The sequence below is a fragment of the Pseudomonas citrullilanati genome (genome assembly GCF_030580855.1).
Classification (GTDB): Bacteria; Pseudomonadota; Gammaproteobacteria; order Pseudomonadales; family Pseudomonadaceae; genus Aquipseudomonas; species Aquipseudomonas citrulli.
Window position 1 is genome coordinate 1 of the sequence record NZ_JAUQOP010000043.1, and the last position, 19,718, is coordinate 19,718.

The window sequence follows — 19,718 nt, forward strand, 5'->3', positions numbered from 1 at the left end:
AATGTGATCTTTGGTCCGGTGATCCTAGGCCACGTCAACGCCAGGGACGCTAAAAACGGCTATGTTTCAATCAAAGTGTCACCTATGTGAATGCACTTTTTTGTAACCCATGTGGTTGTCCCGTACATGCCCCACCACTCGGTGCCTCGCCTACGCTCGGCATGCCTGAACGAAGGCATCGCTCCGTGGGCCGCCGCGAAGGGCCCTCCATGGCCCAGCGCGGCTAACCCGGCATCCATGCCGGGTTACCCACTGCGCAATACCTTCGTTCAGCCATCGTGGTTGATGGGGCGTCTAAGATCAAAAGCCAAAGCAAAAGCCAAAGCAAAAGCCAAAGCAAAAGCAAAAGCAAAAGCAAAAGCAAAAGCCAAGCAAGGCGGTCTGAGAGCTGGCCTGGTTTGGGGTGATCGCGTTTCTCCTGTGGGAGCGAGCTTGCTCGCGATGGCGGAGTGTCAGCCGCCGAATGTATTGCCTGGTATATCGCTTTCGCGAGCAGGCTCGTTCCCACAGTGGGGGGGCGGTGTGTATGAGTTTGTGACTGCCTGAGATCAAAATGTGGGAACGAGCCTGCTCGCGATCGCGGTGTTTCAGTGACATGCTTGTTGGGCTTGCTGGCCTCATCGCGAGCAAGCTCGCTCCCACAGGGTTTTTTGGTGTTTATGCATTTTGTGGTTGCCGAAAATCCAGTGTGGGAGCGAGCTTGCTCGCGATAGCGGCGGTCCAGCTAAATAGATGTGTCATGTACCCCGCTCTTGCTCTTGCTCTTGCTCTTGCTCTTGCTCTTGCTCTTGCTCCGCTTTTGATCTTGCTTTTGATCTTGATCTTGATCTTGATCTTGATCTGAACGCCCCGTTAAACCACGCTGGCCGAACGCCGGTATTGTGCAGTGGGTATCCCGGCATGGATGCCGGGATAGCCGCGCTGGGCCATGGATGGCCCTTCGCGGCGGGCCCACGGAGCAATGCCGGCGTTCGGGCACACCGAGCCATAGGCGAGGTGCCGAGTGGTGGGGCACAGACCTTTTGGTTACTTTTGGGGCGTCTGCCAAAAGTAACCCGCCGTAAGGGCGGAACCATAAGTGGCCGTTACACAAAAAAACGAATACACACACAAGCAAGCGACAACTCGGGAAACCCATGGCTCAAGCCCTAACCCCCCATCACCCCGTCCCAGCCCTCCCCCCCGAAGGCCTGATCGCCGTGATCGCCCCCGCCGGCCCCGCCCCGCTGGACACGGAAAAGGCCATCCAATGGATGCGCGCCCAGGGCCATGAGCTGCGAATATTCCCCGGCGTCCACGAAAAGGACGGCTACCTCGCCGGCAGCGACGAGGTAAGGCTGACCGACCTGCACGCCGCCTTCGCCGACCCGCAAGTCAAGGCGATCATCTGCCTGCGCGGCGGCTACGGCACGCCGCGCCTGCTGGATCGCCTCGATTTCGACCTCCTACGCCGCAATCCCAAGCCCTTTGTCGGCTACAGCGACATCACCGCCCTGCACCTGGCCATCAGCCGCTACGCAGGCTTCGTGACCTTTCACGGACCATTGCTCAACGCCGACCTGCTGGGCGACAAAGCGCCCCCGACGGTCGCTTCATTGTTCAGCCTGCTGCGCGGGCAGTTGAAGGCCGGCAGTGGGCTGAGCCATCCCGCGGCCTATCCCTTGACCACCGTTGAGCCGGGCATCGCCCACGGCCGTCTGCTGGGGGGCAATCTGTCGATCATTGCCGCGACCATGGGCACGCCTTACCAGATCGATGCAGACGGCGTGATCCTGTTCATTGAAGACGTCAACGAGCCGCTGTATCGCATCGACCGGCTGCTGACCCAGCTGCGGCTGGCCGGCACGTTGCAGAAGCTGCGTGGCGTGTTGGTGGGCGATGTGGCAGGGGTGGATGTCGAGGCGTTGAACCGGTTGCTCAAGCAGACGTTCGAGCCTCTGCGCATCCCGGTGTTGTCCGGCTGGCGCAGCGGGCATTGCGATCCGAACCTGACCTTGCCGATGGGCGCGTTGGTGACGCTGGATGCGGGGGAGAAGCGGTTGGTGCTGGAGCAGGATGTGGTGGTCGGTCGCTAGTTTTTCGTCGCCTGACAGGCCGTCATCGCGAGCAAGCTCGCTCCCACAGGTTGATAAACATGATCACCCTGTGGGAGCGAGCCTGCTCGCGAAGGCGATAGCCGCCACAATCTGATTCAGTGGCTACGCAACGCGTCGAGCAACTGATGCGTCGGATAGCCGTCCGCCGGCCAGCCGAACGATTGCTGGGCGCTGCGGATCGCCTTGCGAGTGTTGGCGCCGATGATGCCGTCGGGGTTGCCCGCGTCGTAGTTGTGGGTGCTGAGCAGGGTCTGCAATTCGATGCGTTCGCTGCGGCTCAGGGGCAGGTCTTCCTTTGGCCATTGGCCGAAGACCAATCCCCCACCGGTGAAGCGCTTCGACAACAACCCGACCGCCAGCGCGTAGGACGATGAGTTGTTGTACTTGAGGATGGCGCGGAAGTTATCGAATATCAGGAACGCCGGGCCGCGGTGCCCAGCCGGCAGGAGCAGGGACGCCGACAGTTGCTTGTCATCGGGAGCGATCGGCAGGCCGCCATATTCTGAAACGCCCAGCCGCTCCCACTCGGAGACGGGCTTGCGGATCGTGCCATCGGCCAGTGTGTAGTCGAAGCCTTCGCTGAGCGAGACCTCGAACCCCCACGGTTGGCCCCGTTGCCAGCCGGAGCTCTGCAGGTAATGGGCGGTCGAGGCCAGGGCGTCGGTGGAGCTGCCCCAGATGTCCCGGCGGCCGTCTCCATCGAAGTCCACTGCATGGGTGTTGTAGGTGGTGGGGATGAACTGGGTCTGGCCCATGGCGCCGGCCCAGGAGCCAAGCATTTTTTCCGGTGCGATATCACCCTGTTGCAGGATTTGCAGGGCGGCGATCAGCTGCGCGTGGGCGAAGCCCGGACGTCGCCCCTCATAGGCCAGGGTGGCCAGGGAATTGATCACGGACTTGCTGCCCTGGAACTGGCCGAAGTTGCTTTCCATGCCCCACACCGCCACCAGCGCCTCGCGATCGACGCCGTAGCGCTGCTCGATGCTTTGCAGGACCTGGGCGTTCTGCTGGATCAACGCCTTGCCTTTGCTGACCCGCAACGGCGACAGCGCGCCATCGAGGTACTCCCACACCGGGCGGGTGAATTCCGGCTGGCTGCGATCGGCCTTGATCACGCTCATGTCCGGGCTGACACCGATAAACGCCCGGTCGAACAGGTCGGCACGGATCCCGGCGGCCAGGGCGTCCTTGCGAAACCCGGCCTGCCATTCGGCGAAGGTCTGGGTGGGCACGATGTCCAGGTTCTCGCCGCTCGGCACCACAGGCGGCACCACGGCCGGCGCGGTCACGGCAGGCACGGTCTGGAGCGGTTGGGCGTCGGCGGCGGTAGGTTTTTCAGCGCAGGCGACAAGCAGGGCGATGCTTGTGGCGACGATCAGCTGGCGCAGGGGCAAACGACGGGAAAGACAGAAGGGCATGCACGGGTCCAGAAATACAAGATCAGGTGCTGACCTTAACATGCGAAAGGGCTGTAGGGCTTGTCCAGGTGTTTCAAGCCGCCAGAAAGCAAGAAGCCTCCCAGTTGTCAGACTGGAAGGCTTCGCGGCGGTAGCTGCCCTTGCCCTTGGCGGGTCGTTCCTGGCGGCTGCGGAACAGGGGTTGGGCGACGATGGACTTGGCCTTGTTGGGGCCATGCCTGGATGGCTTTTTGCTCATGTCTGGATCTCTCATGGGGTGGTTTTAGCGGGGCAAATCATGGGACAGCGTCGAGGGCTTGTCCAGTCCCCGCATCGGTACAAAAAACATCAGCTAATGAGTGCGCAATTGTGGCGAGGGGATAAATCCCCGTTGGGCTGCGAAGCGGCCCCAAGAGAGGCGGATGCGATTCGCCCGGTACACCAAGGCGCCTGGTTCAGGGCCGCTTCGCAGCCCAGCGGGGATAAATCCCCTCGCCACAGGTACTGCGGTGAGCTTTCAAGGAAGGTTTATTCGGCAGGCAAGGCCAACCGCTGGCCGGCCATCAGCAACGACAACCGACTGAGGCTCATCCAGGGCGAGCCGGCCGCCTGGCCCTTGATCTGCGCGTCGATGCGCTGGGCTTCGAGCAGCAGTTGCGCCCAGCGCGGCGCCGAATAGCGTTGCAGGGCCTTGCTCATCAGCGGCTTGCGCTTGTCCCACACAGGCGGGCGGGCCTGGCTGAAGGCCTTGTCCAGCGGTACGCCCTGGCTGTACTGCAACGACAGGTTGGCCAGCAGGCGCAATTCCCGGGACAGGGCCCAGAGGATCACCGGTGGCTCGACGCCTTCGCCGCGCAGGCCTTCCAGCATGCGCAGGGCGTGGGCGGCCTCGCCGTTGAGGATCGCATCGGTCAGTCCGAAGACATCGAAACGGGCGCTGTCGGCCACGGCGGCCTGCACCGTTTCCACGGTGATCTGCCCGCCTTCGGCCATCAGCTTGAGCTTTTCGATTTCCTGGGCCGCGGCCAGCAGGTTGCCTTCGACCCGAGCGGCGATCAGTTCCACGGCGTCCTGGCTGGCTGACAGGCCGGCCTGGGACAGCCGTTGGCGGATCCAGCTCGGCAGCTGGCTGACGTCCACTGGCCAGATTTGCACGAACTGGGTCTGCTGGCCTTCCACCAGGGCCTTGCCCCATTTGGTCTTCTGCGCAATGCCATCGAGTTTCGGCAGGCTGATGAGCAGGACCGTGTCTTCGGCAGGCCGCGAGCAATACTCGATCAGCGCGGCGGCGCCCTTGTCCCCCGGCTTGCCGGACGGCAGACGCAGTTCGAGCAGGCGTTTTTCGGCGAACAGGGACATGCTCGCCCCGGCCAGCAGCAGCGTGCCCCAATCGAAATTGGCGTCGGCGGCGAATACCTGGCGTTCGTCGAACCCTTGCTGGCGAGCGGCGCTGCGAATGGCGTCGGCGGCTTCCTGGCACAGCAGCGGGTCATCGCCGCTGATGATGTAGACCGGCGCAAGGGCACCTTGCAGGTGCTTGCCGAGTTGGGCGGGGGCCAGTTTCATGGAACGCAGCTCATGGGCGCAGGTGAGCGGGGCGCCGGAGCGCCCCGCACGGCTTATTCAGCCGGGACTTCCAGCGGCGACTGTTGCGGAGTCTCCGCCTCGGCCTTGCGTGCCGCTTCCAGCGCGTCGGCTTCGGCCTTGGCGCGGGCGTTGGCGGTCTGTTGCAATTGCTCCAACTGGGCAGGGCTCAGTTGTTGCAGGCGCAGCATCATGCGCTGAACCATCTCGCGACGCATTTCGCTACGCACTTCGATGGATTCCTGGTCGGAACCGGTGATGTTGTTGCCATCGTGCAGGTAGACCTTCTGCACTTGCAGCTTGTCGTTCAGCAGCGACAGGTCGTTCTGGCCACGGATTTCGTAGCTCAGCACGTTGGTCAGCTCGTACTCGGCCGAACGCCCGGCGCCGGCATAGCTCAGGCTGCGCTGGCTTTGCTGCTCGTTGGTCAGCACAAGCTTGTAAGGCGCGCCACTGGCGATCCTTACGCCGCTGTTCTCCAGTGTCTGGCGCAGCGCCTTCACGGTTTCGCCGTAGGCGTCCCGCGCGCTGAGGTCCAGCTCCTTGATAGCCAGCTCGGTGGTGCCGGTGCCGCGCAGCTGGAAGCCGCAGGCGCTCAACAGGACCGCCAGGCCCACGACCAGCAGATTACGTTTGATCATCTTGTTGCTCCCCTTGAAACCCCATGGGCCGACAAGGCGGCCCCGCAGGTCATATTCGGCGCCCGGCCCGCGGCCAGGCGCCCGATCCAATTAGCTTGCGACGATGTTGACCAGTTTGCCGGGCACGACGATCACTTTGCGAATCGTCAGGCCATCGACGAAGCGCAGCACGTTCTCGTTGGCCCGTGCGGCGGCTTCGACTTCCTCGCGCGTCGCGGTGGCCGGCATGTCGATCTGGCCGCGCAGCTTGCCGTTGACCTGGATGACCAGGGTCAGGCTGTCCTGCACCAGCGCGGTTTCGTCCACCACCGGCCAGCGAGCGTCGATCACCGGGTCGGCGTGACCCAGTCGATTCCACAGCTCGTGGCTGATGTGCGGTGTGATCGGCGCCAGCAGCAGCGTCACGGCTTCCAGGCCTTCGTGGATCAAGGCGCGATCCTGCTCGGTGCCTTGCGCGGCTTTTTCCAGGACATTCATCAGCGTCATCACCTGGGCAATGGCGGTGTTGAATTTATGGTTCTGGCCGACGTCATGGCTGGCCTGCTTGATGGCCAGGTGGATCGAGCGGCGCACGGCTTTCTGTTCGTCGTTCAGGCCGCTGACGTCCAGCTTGCCCGGCAGGCCCTGGGTCACGTGGGCCTGGGCCAGGCGCCAGACGCGCTTGAGGAAGCGGTGCGAGCCTTCGACGCCGGAGTCGGACCATTCCGCGCTCATTTCCGGTGGCGAGGCGAACATCATGAACAGGCGGCAGGTGTCGGCGCCGAACTGGTCGATCATCGACTGTGGGTCGACGCCGTTGTTCTTCGACTTGGCCATCTTCTCGGTGCCGCCGATTTCCACCGGCAGGCCATCCGCGATCAGCTTGGCGCTGATGACCTTGGCCTTGCTGTCGCGTTCGAGCTCGACGTCGGCCGGGTTGAACCAGGTGTAGGCCCCGTTGGCTTCGCGACGATAATACGTCTCGGCGACCACCATGCCCTGGGTCAGCAGGTTCTTGAAGGGCTCGTTGGAGCTCACCAGGCCTTCGTCACGCATCAGCTTGTGGAAGAAGCGCGCGTAGAGCAGGTGGAGAATGGCGTGCTCGATACCGCCGATGTACTGGTCCACCGGCAGCCAGTGGTCGGCGGCGGATTTTTCCACCAGGCCGCCGGTGTAGTGCGGCGAGGCGTAGCGGGCGTAGTACCACGAGGACTCGACGAAGGTGTCCATGGTGTCGGTTTCACGCTTGGCCGGGGCGCCGCATTTCGGGCAGTTGCACTCGTAGAACTCGGGCATGCGGGCCAGGGGCGAGCCGGCGCCGTCGGGTACGACGTCTTCCGGCAGGACCACGGGCAACTGGTCTTCCGGCACCGGTACGTCGCCGCAGGTCGCGCAATGCACGATCGGGATCGGGCAGCCCCAGTAGCGCTGGCGGCTGATGCCCCAGTCGCGCAGGCGGAACTGGGTGCGCGAGGCGCCGAGGTTCTTCTTGATCAGGGCCACTTCGATGGCGTCGAACGCCCCTGCGAAGTCCAGGCCGCTGAATTCGCCGGAGTTGATCAGCTCGCCGTGTTCGCCGTAGGCGTCCTGCCAAGGCGCCGGGGTCTGGTCACCGGCGCTGGTGCGCACCACGGGCTTGACCGGCAGGTTGTACTTGTGGGCGAACTCGAAATCGCGCTCGTCGTGGGCCGGCACGGCCATGACGGCCCCGTCGCCGTAGTGCATCAGCACGTAGTTGGCGACCCACACCGGGAGTTTCTCGCCGGTCAGCGGGTGCTCGACGAACAGCGAGGTCGGCAGGCCTTTCTTCTCTTGGGTGGCGACGTCGGCTTCGGCAACGCTGCCGCCCTTGCATTCGGCGATGAACGCCTGCAGGTCCGGGTTGTTGCGGGCAGCCAGGGTCGCCAGCGGGTGCTCGGCGGCCACGGCCACGTAGGTGGCGCCCATCAGGGTGTCCGGACGGGTGGTGAAGACCTTCAGCGTGCCGGCTTCGCCGATCGAGGCGACGTCGTAGGGGAACTGGACTTCCATGCCCCGGGACTTGCCGATCCAGTTGCGCTGCATGGTCTTGACCTGCTCGGGCCAGCCGGTCAGCTCGTCGAGACTCTCCAGGAGCTCATCCGCGTAGGCGGTGATCTTGAAGTAGTACATCGGGATCTCGCGCTTCTCGATCAGCGCCCCCGAGCGCCAGCCGCGACCGTCGATCACCTGTTCGTTGGCCAGCACGGTCTGGTCCACCGGGTCCCAGTTCACGGTGCCGTTCTTGCGATAGATCACGCCTTTTTCGAACAGGCGGGTGAACAGCCATTGTTCCCAGCGGTAGTAGTCGGGCTTGCAGGTGGTGACTTCGCGGGACCAATCCACCGCCAGGCCCAGGCTGCGCAGCTGGGACTTCATGTAGGCGATGTTCTCGTAGGTCCACTTGGCGGGCGCCACGTTGTTCTTCATCGCGGCGTTTTCCGCCGGCATGCCGAAGGCGTCCCAACCCATGGGTTGCAGGACGTTCTTGCCTTGCATGCGCTGGTAGCGGGAAATCACGTCGCCGATGGTGTAGTTGCGCACGTGCCCCATGTGTAGCTTGCCGCTGGGGTAAGGGAACATCGACAGGCAGTAGTAGGTCTCCTTGCCTGGCTGTTCACTGACTTCAAAGGACTTTTGCGCGTCCCAGAACGACTGGGCGGCGGCTTCGATCTCACGGGGCTGGTAGTGTTCGTGCATGGCTACTTTTGTACTGAATGGGGTGGCCCAATCCTCTTCATTGCCATGCTGGACGCAGACGACGCCGGATGCGGCGTTTTCGATGCCCAGCCAAGCTGGAAGTGGAGTTACAGGAAGCGCCGTAGCATACATGACCGTGCTCTGCCGAGGGAAACCCTGATTGCATGCCGGGCATTGCCGACCACCGCCAGGTCCGGGCGTTCAGGGCCGTTGGTCGCGGCGGCCTGCCGGTTTGCCAAGCGAAGCTAAGCTTCTCAATGGGGAGTGAGTCTTATCTTCAATGAGGTGAGGGATGGTTGAATCACAGCGAAAAGTAACGACACCTGAGTTGTACGAAAAACTGATCGATCGTCTCGGGGTGGCCCTGGACGCTGCAAGAACCGCCGGTCGTTTGCGCGACGAGCGCCCGGCAGAGCTGGAACTGCGCGGCCTGAGCCCCGCAGAGTTCGAACTGGTCAAGGCTTACCTCGAACAGGTCGGGCATCCGGCCCGCCTGAGCGGAGCCCAGGTACCCCAGCGTCACGATGCGCCCCGTTCGGCCAAGGTGGTATGGCTCAAGGACCGGACGCCGGACAAGGAAGCCGCCAGGCGCCGGTCAATGTAGTTGAACCTAGAACCGGACCCACCCAGGTCGCTCTTTTGATTCAAGGTCCTTTCGAATCTGTTGTCGCTTTGCGTCAACCCACTTAGGCTTCGGGCATCTATGGAGATGCCCGATGCCGTTTCGCTATTTCATCAAACAACTGCTCATGCCGCCGGGCATCCTGCTGGTGCTGCTGGCGCTCGCCTGGTGGCTACGCAATTCCCGGCCACGCCTGGCTCGCCTGTGCTTCATCATCGGGCTGGGCGGTTTCTGGTTGCTGAGCCTGCCGGTGGTGGTGCAATGGAGCGCCAAGGCCCTGGAGCAGGAACCGCCGCTGGCGCCCGGCGAATGGGCGAGCCTGGCCCAGCGCGCCGACGCCATCGTGGTGCTCGGTTCCGGCCGCGAGCGCGGCGACCTGGCCTGGGGGGCCGACCAGCCCACCGGCGTCGGGCTCGAGCGCCAGCGTTATGCCGCCCGGCTAGCCAAGGCGTCGGGGTTGCCGGTGCTGACCTCCGGTGGCTTGCACTACGGCACTCCGCCCAGCGAGGCCAAGCTGATGGCCGATTCGATGCTGGATGATTTCGGGGTCACCGTACGCTGGCAGGAGGGGCGCAGCCGCACCACCTGGGAAAACGCCCGGATGAGCGCCGAGATCCTCCTGCCGGAAGGCGTCCGCCGGGTCGTGGTGGTGACGCAGTCCTGGCATATGCCGCGGGCGGTCATGAGTTTCGAGCGGTCGGGGTTTGAAGTGGTGCCGGCGCCGGTGGGTTTCCTGGGAACGGACAACGCCCGGCCCCTGGGCGGCTGGATGCCGGAGTTCAAGTCGATCTGGCAGTCGGGGCAATTGATGAACGAGGCGGTGGGGCTGGTGGGGTATTGGTTGTTCTACCGCTGAGCATCGAGGATGTGGATGAGTTGTGGGAGCAAGGCTTGCCCGCGATGAGGTCAACGCGGTCCTGCCTTGGAAGTCAGGGCGCCTGCATCGCGGGCAAGCCTTGCTCCCACAAGAAGCTCGTTGACCTCAAGGTCGTTCACCCGCCCGTGGTATCAAACGGTCTTGGCCATCCGCCCCGCCATCAACGCCCAGCCCAGCAGCAACACGCACAGGATGATCAGCGGCCACGAGCGCCATTGCAGGTAAGGCGTCAGGTCGTGCATCGGCACCACTTCGCCATACAGGATGCCGCGCTCGAACTGCGGGATCTGCGCGGTGATCTGGCCGAAAGGGTTGATCAGGCCAGTGACGCCGTTGTTGGTGGCGCGGATCATCCAGCGTCCGGCTTCGAGGGCGCGCATCTGCGCCATCTGCAGGTGCTGCAACGGGCCGATCGACGTGCCGAACCAGGTGTCGTTGCTGATGGTCAGCAGCAGGTCGCTGCGCGCCGAAAGGCCGGCGGCGAACTCCGGGTAGACCACTTCATAGCAGATGAACGGCGCGATCTGGTAACCCTTGGCCTGCAGCAATGGTTGGTCGGCCGGGCCCCGGGCGAAGTCCGACATGGGCAGGTCGAAGAACGCGATCAGGCCGCGCAGGAGATCCTGCAGGGGCACGTATTCGCCGAACGGCACGAGTTTCTGCTTGAGGTAGGTGCCGTCGCCTTCGCCGGTGACGGTGATGCCGTTGAAGTAACGCTTTTCATGACGCACCAGTTGGCGGATCGGCACCCCGGTGATCAGCGCCGAATGCCGCTCGGCGGCGAAGCTGCCCATCATGTCGAGGTAGCCCTGGGCCGATTCCTTTAGCACCGGCACGGCGGTTTCCGGCCAGATCAGCAGGTCGACGCGCTTGGAGGTGAAGCTCATGTCGCGGTACAGCGCCAACTGCGCGTTGAGCTGCTCCGGGTCCCATTTCATGCTTTGTTCGATGTTGCCCTGGATCGCCGCGACGCTCAGCGGGTCACCCGAAGGGCTGGTCCAGGCGTGGCCCTTGAGCGCCATGCCGGCCACCCAGGGGCCGACCAGCAACACCGCGCCGGCCGCGATGAAGCCCTTGCGGCCGGTGCCCACCAGGCGGCGCGCGTTGTACAGCAGCGCGGCGGTCAGGGCCAGGGTGAAGGAAATCAGCCACATCCCGCCCAGTGGCGCGAGACCGGCCAAGGGACCGTCGAGCTGGCTGTAGCCGGAATAGAGCCAGGGGAAACCCGTGAGGAACCAGCCGCGAAAGGCTTCCTGGCCCAACCACAGCGCCGCGAACGCCAGGGCATCGGCCAGCGGGGCTTCGTTGCGCCTTAGCCAGCGTGCCCACAGCCAGGCGGGCAGGGCGAAGAACCAGGCAATGGCGGCGATGAACAGCAGCATCAGGAAACCGGCCAGCAGCACCGAGGCGCCGCCGAAGTTGTGGATGCTGACGTAGATCCAGCTGGTGCCGGCGCCGAACAGGCCAAAGCCGAAGCACCAGCCCCGGCCCAGGGCCTGGCGTGGCGACAGCTCGCGCAAGCCGGCGTAGAACAAGCCGACCGCCAGCAATGCCAGCGGCCAGATGTCGAAGGGTGCCAGGGCCAGGGTGGTGATCGCGCCGGCCGCCACGGCCAGCAGGTTACCGGGCCAGCCGGGGCGGTTTATCCAGCGCATGTGTGTCCTTAGCGGGGCTCGCAGGGGTTATCGGGCAATGGGCGTCAGGCGCAGCAGGTGAATCCGGCGGCTGTCGGCGTTCAGGATGCGAAAGCGCCAGGCGCCGATCTCCGTGGTTTCGTTGCGCTTGGGCAGGTGCCCGAACGCGCTCATCACCAAACCGCCAACGGTGTCGAACTCATCGTCGGAGAATTGGCTGTCGAAGAATTCGTTGAAGTTCTCGATCGGCGTCAGCGCCTTGATCAGGAAGTCGCCGCTGGGCAGGGGCTTGATGTAGCTGTCTTCCTCGACGTCGTGCTCGTCCTCGATGTCGCCGACGATCTGCTCGAGCACGTCCTCGATGGTGACCAGCCCGGCCACGCCGCCGTATTCGTCGATGACGATGGCCATGTGGTTGTGGTTGGCGCGGAATTCACGCAGCAGCACGTTCAGGCGCTTGGACTCAGGCACGAAGGTGGCCGGACGCAGCAGGTCCTTGATGTTGAAGCTGTCGCCGTTCTCCTGGAGGATCAGCGGCAGCAGGTCCTTGGCCAGCAGCACACCCATGACGTCGTCATGGCTTTCACCGACGACCGGGTAGCGCGAGTGAGCGGAGTCGACCACGGCGGGCAGGAACTCGCGGGGTGTCTGGGTCGCCTTGATGCTGACCATCTGCGAGCGCGGGACCATGATGTCCCGGACTTGCAGGTCAGCGACCTGGATGGCGCCTTCGACGATGGCCAGCGCTTCGCTGTCCAACAGTTTGTTCTGGTGTGCGTCGCGCAGCAGCTCCAGCAGCTCCTGGCGGTTTTTCGGCTCATGGGCAAAAGCCTGGGTGAGCTTGCCCAGCCATGACTTCTGCCCGTTGCTCGATCGATCTTCGCTCATAGCGATTACTCTGAATCCTTTGTCGTTACAGGTTGATGTATCAGTGTTCGTCGCCGGCGTAGGGGTCGGGATGACCCAACTCTGCAAGCAACGTTCGTTCCAGTGCTTCCATTTCCTCGGCTTCGTCATCTTCCATATGGTCGTAACCCAGCAGATGCAAGCAGCCGTGAATCACCAGATGGGCCCAGTGGGCCTCGGACGATTTGCCTTGTTCGAGCGCTTCGCGCTCCACCACGGGGACGCAGATCACCAGGTCGCCCAGCAGCGGGATGTCGAGCAACTCGTCGGGCACGTCGGCGGGGAACGACAACACGTTGGTGGCGTAGTCTTTGTGGCGCCAGGTGTGGTTCAGTTCGCGGCCTTCGGGCTCGTCCACCAGGCGGATCGTCAGCTCCGAATCGGCGCTGCGCTGGCGTAAGGCCAGTTCGCACCATTGGCGGAACCGGGCTTCGCTGGGGGCCGGCGAGTCGCTGGCCAGTTGCAGGTCAAGTTCAAGCATTGTGGCGATTGCCCTTGCCTTCGGCCGTGTCTTCCTCGGCGCGGCTCTCGAAACGCTCGTAGGCTTCGACGATGCGCTGCACCAGCGGATGACGCACCACGTCCTTGGGCAGGAAGTGCGTGAAGCTGATGCCCGGCACATCCTTGAGCACCTGGATCACGTGGTTCAAGCCGGACTTGGTGCCCCGGGGCAGGTCGACCTGGGTGATGTCGCCGGTGATGACGGCCGTGGAACCGAAGCCGATCCGGGTCAGGAACATCTTCATCTGCTCGACCGTGGTGTTCTGGCTCTCGTCGAGGATGATGAAGCTGTTGTTCAGGGTGCGACCGCGCATGTAGGCCAGCGGCGCGACCTCGATGACCTGGCGTTCGATCAGCTTGGCGACGTATTCGAAGCCGAGCATTTCATACAGCGCGTCATAGAGCGGGCGCAGGTACGGGTCGATCTTCTGGGTCAGGTCGCCAGGCAGGAAACCGAGCTTTTCCCCGGCTTCGACCGCCGGGCGCACCAGCAGGATGCGGCGCACCTGTTCGCGCTCCAGCGCGTCGACGGCGCAGGCCACGGCCAGGTAGGTCTTGCCGGTGCCGGCCGGGCCGATGCCGAAATTGATGTCGTTGCCCAGGATTTCCTTCACGTAGCGCTGCTGGTTCAGGCCGCGCGGGCGAATCATGCCCTTTTTCGTGCGCAGGGCGACCGCCGGTTCCGAAGGCGCAGGGTTGTCCAGCTCCTCGACCGCCGATTCCTGGAGGAACAGGTGCACGGTGTCCGGCGACAACTCGCTCCCCTTGGTTTCCCGGTAGAGGCGGCGCAGCAGGTTTTCCGCGGAGGTGGTGTGCTTGGGTTCGCCGATCAGCTCGAATTGGTTTCCGCGGTTGCGGATCTCGATGGCCAGGCGCTGTTCGATCAAGCGCAGGTGCTCGTCGAATTGCCCGCACAGATTGGCGAAGCGGCGAGCCTCAAAGGGCTCGAGGATGAAGCGATGAGGTTCGATGGGTGCGTTCAAGGTCGTTTTTAGCCGCCCAGGGGCAATTGAGATGAAACCAAGGATAGCGCCAGTAGGCTGGGTGCGAAAGCTCTTAAACAGGCGAATCTGATGACAGGGTTGGCACACCCCCTGTGGGAGCAAGGCTTGCCCGCGATCAAGGCGCCGCGGTCCTTCAGTAAGATTGCGGTGCTTCCATCGCGGGCAAGCCTTGCTCCCACAGGTCTTGCTTTCACAGGCAATGGTGCTTTTGAGCAGGTTACTGGACCAGCGAACCCCGCAGGGAGTGCGGTTGCGCGGCGTCGATGTGCACGTCGGCGAACTGGCCGATCAGGGCCGGGGTGTCGCAGCGGAAGTTGACGATGCGGTTGTTTTCCGTGCGTCCCTGCAATTCGCCGGGGTCTTTCTTCGAATAATCGGTCACCAGGATCCGCTGGATGGAGCCGACCATTTGTCGGCTGATCTCGAAGCCTTGTTGATTCAAGCGGTGCTGCAAGGCGTTGAGCCGTTCCTTTTTCAGCTCCTCGGGGGTGTCGTCCGCCAGGTCGGCCGCCGGGGTGCCGGGGCGCTGGCTGTAGACGAAGGAGTAGGAGAAGTCGAAGCCGACATCCTCGATCAGCTTCATGGTCTGCTGGAAATCCTTCTCGGTTTCGCCGGGGAAGCCGACGATGAAGTCCGAACTGATGCAGATGCCCGGCACGGCGGCGCGCAACTTGCGCAGCTTGGACTTGTATTCCAGGGCCGTGTGGTTGCGCTTCATGGCGGCGAGAATCCGGTCGGAGCCCGATTGGACCGGCAGGTGCAGGTGCTTGACCAGCTCCGGGACCTCGGCATGGGCCTGGATCAGGCTGTCGGAGAATTCCAGCGGGTGCGAGGTGGTGTAGCGGATGCGGTCGATGCCGTCCACGGCGGCCACGACGCGGATCAGCTCGGCGAGGTCCGCCAGGCGGCCGTCATGGGTCAGGCCGCGATAGCCGTTGACGTTCTGGCCCAGCAGGGTCACTTCGCGCACGCCGTTTTCCGCCAGGTGGATGATCTCGGCGATCACGTCGTCGAACGGCCGGCTGACTTCTTCGCCGCGGGTGTAGGGCACCACGCAGAACGTGCAGTACTTGCTGCAACCTTCCATCACCGAGACGTAGGCGCTCGGGCCGTCGATGCGGGGTTCGGGCAGGTGGTCGAACTTTTCGATTTCCGGGAACGAAACGTCCACCTGCGGCAGCTTGGTCACGCGCGCGGCGTCGATCATCTCGGGCAGGCGGTGCAGGGTCTGCGGGCCGAAGACCACGTCCACGTATGGCGCGCGATCGCGAATGGCGGCGCCTTCCTGGCTGGCCACGCAACCGCCCACGGCAATGACCATGTCCGGGTTGGCCAGCTTCAGTTCGCGCCAGCGGCCGAGCTGGGAATACACCCGGTCCTGGGCGCGCTCACGGATCGAGCAGGTGTTGAGCAGGATCACGTCCGCGTCCTCGGCGCGGGCGGTGACTTCCAGGGCCTGGTGATCGCCCAGCAGATCGACCATGCGCGAGCTGTCGTACTCGTTCATCTGGCAACCGTGGGTTTCGATGTAAAGCTTCTTGGCCATGGACGGATCATCACGTGATTCAAAGAACCGCGCATTATAGGGAACAAGTCACTGGCTTCCTACCGTTGCCCGAGCAGTGGCTATGCTATAGTTTGCGCCCTCATTTTTACCCGCCGATGTCTCTCGCCAGCCATGACCAAACGTGAAGCTCCAATCTACAAGGTGATTTTCCTCAACCAGGGCCAGGTGTTCGAAATGTACGCCAAGCAGATCTACCAGAGCGATCTGTGGGGCTTCCTGGAGGTGGAGGAATTCGTCTTTGGCGAGCGCACGCAAGTGGTCGTCGATCCGAGCGAGGAAAAGCTCAAGGCCCAGTTCGAGGGCGTGGTCCGCAGTTTCGTACCCATGCACTCGATCGTGCGTATCGACGAGGTCGAACGCCTGGGCACCCCGAAAATCAGCGAAGCCCGCGGCACGGTCGGCAACGTGATGCCGTTTCCGATGCCGATGCCTGAGAAGTAACTGACTGTCACTTGAGGAATAAAGCCGAGCACAGTTCCTGTGGCGAGGGGATTCATCCCCGCTGGGGCGCGAAGCGGCCCTGAAACCTGGCACCTCGGTATCAGAGATTGATTAGGTTGACTGCTTTGGGGCCGCTTCGCAGCCCAACGGGGATAAATCCCCTCGCCACAGGGACCTGCGGTGGCTTCAGGGCAGCGGCGAGAACGGCGTGCGGCCGTCGGCGTTCTGCAGTTCCATCAGGTATTTGCGGAAGATCTGCCCGAGCACCTGGGTCGCGACTTCAAGTTCGTCACGGGGCATTTGTTCGGCGACTTCGTCGGCGGTGTCCAGGGCATCTTCGGCACCGTTGACCGCGGCCATCTTCAGCACGATGTAGGCCTGGACATTGTTGGCAGGTACGCCTTCGCCATGGAAGAACATGCCACCGAGCTTGAATTGCGCCTGGGCATGGCCTTGCAGCGAGGCTTTTTCGAAATAGTCGAGGGCTTGCTTGAGGTCGCGCGGCGCAGCCTTGCCTTCGTAGTAGAACTCGCCCAACTCGTATTGTGCTTGTGCATCGCCTGCATCCGCCGCTTTTTGACAGGCGTCGAGTGCCGGTGCGAGATCTTGTGGCTGGGTGTTGAGCGTGCAACGGCCCAGCGCCGGGATCAACAACGAGTTGCCGCCTGCCTGGGCATTCGCCAGCAGGGGCTGAAGGAGCAACAGGCAGCCCAAGGCAAGGGTGCGGCCGGTGCGGTTCATGGGAATCGACTTACCTCTGAGGGGCGCGCGGACCCTCCGGGGGATCCAATAAGCGCGCATTATGAAATAAGCGGGGCCATCCTTACAAAGTCTTTACTCGTTTTTCTGCTGCGAGGGAATGCCAACGGCGACTTCGCGGCGAAATCCGTAGGAAAAGGCTAGGAGGTTGTCGGCGATCACTGACGCCGGCGTCAGCCAGCGTCAGTTATCCACAGGCTTATTTCAAGGCCGCGAACGCCCGCTCGGCCGCATCGAGGGTGATCTTCAACTCCGCCTCGCCATGGGCGATGGAGGTGAAGCCGGCTTCGAACGCGCTTGGCGCCAGGTACACGCCGCCTTCGAGCATCAGGTGGAAGAAACGCTTGAAGCGGTCGGCGTCGCTGGCCATGACGTCTTCGAACGTGACGATGTCATCGGCGCCACTGAAATACAGGCCGAACATGCCGCCGGCCTGGGTGGTGACGAACGGGATGCCGGCCGCGTCGGCGCGCACCTGCAAGCCGTCGAGCAGGCGGGTGGTGTAGTCGGTCAGTTCGGCATGGAAGCCTGGCCGGCTGATCAGGCGCAGGGTGGTCAGGCCGGCGGCCATGGCCAGCGGGTTGCCCGACAGCGTGCCGGCCTGGTAGACCGGGCCCAGCGGGGCGATGCATTCCATGATGGCGCGCTTGCCGCCGAAGCAGCCCACTGGCATGCCGCCGCCGATGATCTTGCCGAAAGTGCTCAGGTCCGGCGTCACGCCGTAGTGGGCCTGGGCACCGCCGAGGGCGACGCGGAAACCGGTCATCACTTCGTCGAAGATCAGCACCACGCCATGCTGGTCGCACAGGCGGCGCAGGCCTTCGAGAAAGCCTGGCGCCGGTGGTACGCAGTTCATGTTGCCGGCCACCGGCTCGACGATGATGCAGGCCACTTCCTGGCCGACCTCGGCGAGCATCTTCTCGACTTCTTCGAGGTCGTTGAAGGGCAGGGTCAGGGTGTGCTTGGCGAATGCCGCCGGCACGCCGGCCGAGCTCGGGACGCCTTGGGTCAGGGCGCCGGAACCGGCCTTCACCAGCAGGCTGTCGGAATGACCGTGGTAGCAGCCTTCGAACTTGATGATGCTGTCGCGGCCGGTGAAACCCCGCGCCAGGCGGATCGCGCTCATGGTGGCCTCGGTGCCGGAACTGACCATGCGCACCATTTCCATCGACGGCACGATGGAGCAGACCAGGTCGGCCATTTCGGTTTCCATCGCGGTCGGCGCACCGTAGGACAGGCCGTGGACCAGCTGCTGGCGCACCGCGTCGAGCACCTCCGGGTGGCTGTGGCCGAGGATCATCGGCCCCCACGAACCGACGTAGTCGACATAGCGCTTGTCGTCTTCGTCGGTCACGTACGCGCCTTCGGCGTGCTTGAAGAACAACGGCGTGCCGCCGACGCTCTTGAACGCCCGGACGGGGGAGTTCACGCCGCCGGGAATGTGTTTCTGGGCGCTGGCAAACAGGGTTTCGGAACGGGACATGGTTGGGCTCTCGAAATCGAAAAATGGATTATTGGATCTGCAGCAGGGCGTTGAAGGCGCGGGCGCGGCGCGTCACTTCTGCACTGCTGTCGGCGCCGAACAGGCCATGGACCACGGCCAACAGGTCGACACCGTGGGCCACCAGCGGGGCGGCGTTGTCCAGGGTGATGCCACCAATGGCGCAGACCGGGACGTGCAGCCGGGCATGGGCCTGTTCGAGCAGCTCAAGCGGTGCGCCAGGGGCGCCGGGCTTGGTGCTGGAGTTGAAGAAGCGCCCGAACGCCACGTAGCTGGCGCCTTCGGCGGCGGCCTGTTCGGCCAGCGCCAGGCTGGCATGGCAGGTGGAACCGATGATCGCCTTGCTGCCCAGCAGTGCGCGCACGGGGGCCAGCGGGCCGTCGGTCTGCCCCAGGTGCACGCCGACGCCCAGGCGCGCGGCCAGTTCGGCGTCATCGTTGATGATCAGCTGGGTGTTGTAGCGCTCGCACAGGTTGCGCAGCGCCTCGGCTTCGCGCAGGCGCCGGGCCTCGTCGCTGCTCTTGTCGCGGTATTGCAGCAGGGTGACGCCACCTTCCAGCGCCGCTTCGACATACGCGAGGAACTTGCCGGCCAGCAACTGGCTGTCGGTGATGGCGTAAAGGCCACGTAATTTCATTGCACAGGCCTCCGGAACTATGAGCAGAAATCCAGCGGCAGGCGACGCGGTACGAACTGGCCTTGGCCCAGTCGTTCGGCATCGCGCAAGGTGCGCCAGGTGTAATCCAGTGCGCTCTTCACGGCGCTGGCCAGTTGTTCGCCCTGGGCCAGGCGGCCGGCCAGGGCGCTGGCGAGGGTGCAGCCGGAACCGTGGTAACTGCCGGGCAGGCGCTGGCAGGTGAAGGTGTCGCGGCGGCCATCGCGGCTGTACAGGCGATTATGGACTTCATGTTCATCGCCATGGCCGCCGGTGATCAACAGGTGCTTGACGAAAGGCAGCAGTTTTTCGGCGCACTCATCGGCGCTGCCCTCGGGCAGTTCGGCGAGGATGCGTGCCTCGGGCAGGTTGGGCGTGGCGATGATTGCCAGGGGCAGCAGGCGTTCGCGCATGGCGTAGCCGACCTCGTCCTTGCCCAGGCGACCGCCACCGCCGGCGCGCAGCACCGGGTCGCAGACCATTGGCAGGTGCGGATGCGCCTGGAGCAGTTCGACCACGGTGTCGACCATGTCCAGCGAGCCGAGCATGCCCAGCTTGACCGCCGCCACCGGAGAATCGTTGAGCACGGCGTTGGCTTGCGCCAACACCCACTCCCGGTCGAGCACGCGGAAATCGCTGACGTTGACCGTGTCTTGTACGGTCAGCGCGGTAACCGCCGGAGCGGCGTGACAGCCCTGGGCGAGCAGGGCTTCGATATCTGCCTGCAAGCCGGCGCCACCACTGGGGTCGTGGCCGGAGAGACAGAGGACAACGGGACGAGAGCTGTAGATATTCATGGTGCGCGAGCTTACCACCAAACCTTTCGGTCGGCGCGT

18 protein-coding genes are annotated in these 19,718 nt (G+C 63.8%); 4 read left to right on the forward strand and 14 right to left on the reverse strand.

The annotated features are described in order from the left end of the window. Window positions 1-1,136: 1,136 nt before the first annotated feature. On the forward strand, window positions 1,137-2,075 hold the full coding sequence (locus Q6A48_RS21795) for a S66 peptidase family protein (RefSeq protein ID WP_304556295.1): 939 nt from the start codon (window positions 1,137-1,139) through the stop codon (window positions 2,073-2,075). Window positions 2,076-2,191: 116 nt separating this feature from the next. On the opposite strand, the gene Q6A48_RS21800 is transcribed toward Q6A48_RS21795, so the two are convergent. From Q6A48_RS21800 to leuS, 5 genes are all read right to left on the reverse strand, one after another. Continuing rightward, window positions 2,192-3,514 (reverse strand): lytic murein transglycosylase, encoded by a 1,323-nt coding sequence (locus Q6A48_RS21800; protein ID WP_304556296.1) that lies wholly within the window; start codon window positions 3,512-3,514, stop codon window positions 2,192-2,194. 73 nt (window positions 3,515-3,587) lie between these two features. Next, window positions 3,588-3,752, reverse strand: coding sequence for an alternative ribosome rescue factor ArfA (gene arfA / locus Q6A48_RS21805; RefSeq protein ID WP_030140368.1), 165 nt, complete (start codon window positions 3,750-3,752; stop codon window positions 3,588-3,590). Between the two features lie 269 nt (window positions 3,753-4,021). Then, window positions 4,022-5,059 (reverse strand): DNA polymerase III subunit delta, encoded by a 1,038-nt coding sequence (gene holA / locus Q6A48_RS21810; RefSeq protein WP_304556297.1) that lies wholly within the window; start codon window positions 5,057-5,059, stop codon window positions 4,022-4,024. 53 nt (window positions 5,060-5,112) lie between these two features. Continuing rightward, window positions 5,113-5,718: an LPS-assembly lipoprotein LptE gene (locus Q6A48_RS21815; RefSeq protein ID WP_304556298.1), complete on the reverse strand. Its 606-nt coding sequence runs from the start codon at window positions 5,716-5,718 to the stop codon at window positions 5,113-5,115. A gap of 90 nt (window positions 5,719-5,808) precedes the next feature. Beyond that, window positions 5,809-8,415, reverse strand: a complete 2,607-nt coding sequence (gene leuS / locus Q6A48_RS21820) for a leucine--tRNA ligase (RefSeq protein WP_304556299.1) — start codon at window positions 8,413-8,415, stop codon at window positions 5,809-5,811. A 292-nt stretch (window positions 8,416-8,707) separates the two neighbouring features. On the opposite strand from leuS, the gene Q6A48_RS21825 reads away from it, so the two are divergent. Then, on the forward strand, window positions 8,708-9,019 hold the full coding sequence (locus Q6A48_RS21825; protein ID WP_304556300.1) for a hypothetical protein: 312 nt from the start codon (window positions 8,708-8,710) through the stop codon (window positions 9,017-9,019). A 112-nt stretch (window positions 9,020-9,131) separates the two neighbouring features. Beyond that, window positions 9,132-9,893 carry a YdcF family protein gene (locus Q6A48_RS21830; RefSeq protein ID WP_304556301.1) on the forward strand — a complete coding sequence of 254 codons (762 nt, stop codon included), beginning with the start codon at window positions 9,132-9,134 and terminating at the stop codon, window positions 9,891-9,893. A gap of 152 nt (window positions 9,894-10,045) precedes the next feature. Here Q6A48_RS21830 and lnt read toward each other — a convergent pair whose 3' ends face one another. The 5 genes from lnt to miaB form a co-directional block, all read right to left on the reverse strand. Next, on the reverse strand, window positions 10,046-11,569 hold the full coding sequence (gene lnt / locus Q6A48_RS21835; protein ID WP_304556302.1) for an apolipoprotein N-acyltransferase: 1,524 nt from the start codon (window positions 11,567-11,569) through the stop codon (window positions 10,046-10,048). A 27-nt stretch (window positions 11,570-11,596) separates the two neighbouring features. Continuing rightward, window positions 11,597-12,436, reverse strand: a complete 840-nt coding sequence (locus Q6A48_RS21840) for a CorC family transporter (protein WP_304556303.1) — start codon at window positions 12,434-12,436, stop codon at window positions 11,597-11,599. A 40-nt stretch (window positions 12,437-12,476) separates the two neighbouring features. Next, entirely contained in the window at window positions 12,477-12,935 is a 459-nt protein-coding gene (ybeY, locus tag Q6A48_RS21845; RefSeq protein ID WP_304556304.1) for an rRNA maturation RNase YbeY, read from the reverse strand. Next, window positions 12,928-13,938, reverse strand: coding sequence for a PhoH family protein (locus Q6A48_RS21850; protein WP_304556305.1), 1,011 nt, complete (start codon window positions 13,936-13,938; stop codon window positions 12,928-12,930). The genes ybeY and Q6A48_RS21850 overlap by 8 nt, the downstream gene beginning before the upstream one ends. Window positions 13,939-14,176: 238 nt before the next feature. Then, on the reverse strand, window positions 14,177-15,505 hold the full coding sequence (gene miaB / locus Q6A48_RS21855) for a tRNA (N6-isopentenyl adenosine(37)-C2)-methylthiotransferase MiaB (protein ID WP_304556306.1): 1,329 nt from the start codon (window positions 15,503-15,505) through the stop codon (window positions 14,177-14,179). A gap of 132 nt (window positions 15,506-15,637) precedes the next feature. Here miaB and Q6A48_RS21860 point away from each other — a divergent pair, with 132 nt between their 5' ends. Further along, complete coding sequence (locus Q6A48_RS21860) at window positions 15,638-15,967, forward strand: DUF1820 family protein (protein WP_024780849.1); 330 nt, start codon at window positions 15,638-15,640, stop codon at window positions 15,965-15,967. A gap of 186 nt (window positions 15,968-16,153) precedes the next feature. Here the strand turns inward: Q6A48_RS21860 and Q6A48_RS21865 are convergent, their stop codons facing one another. The 4 genes from Q6A48_RS21865 to Q6A48_RS21880 all read right to left on the reverse strand — a co-directional run bounded on the left by Q6A48_RS21865 (window position 16,154) and on the right by Q6A48_RS21880 (window position 19,679). Continuing rightward, a complete protein-coding gene (locus Q6A48_RS21865; RefSeq protein ID WP_042732295.1) occupies window positions 16,154-16,708 on the reverse strand; it encodes a tetratricopeptide repeat protein in 555 nt (184 codons plus the stop codon). A 217-nt stretch (window positions 16,709-16,925) separates the two neighbouring features. Continuing rightward, window positions 16,926-18,209 (reverse strand): glutamate-1-semialdehyde 2,1-aminomutase, encoded by a 1,284-nt coding sequence (gene hemL / locus Q6A48_RS21870; RefSeq protein WP_304556307.1) that lies wholly within the window; start codon window positions 18,207-18,209, stop codon window positions 16,926-16,928. A 28-nt stretch (window positions 18,210-18,237) separates the two neighbouring features. Beyond that, entirely contained in the window at window positions 18,238-18,864 is a 627-nt protein-coding gene (gene thiE / locus Q6A48_RS21875; protein WP_304556308.1) for a thiamine phosphate synthase, read from the reverse strand. A 17-nt stretch (window positions 18,865-18,881) separates the two neighbouring features. Further along, a complete protein-coding gene (locus tag Q6A48_RS21880) occupies window positions 18,882-19,679 on the reverse strand; it encodes a hydroxymethylpyrimidine/phosphomethylpyrimidine kinase (RefSeq protein ID WP_304556309.1) in 798 nt (265 codons plus the stop codon). Window positions 19,680-19,718: the final 39 nt, after the last annotated feature.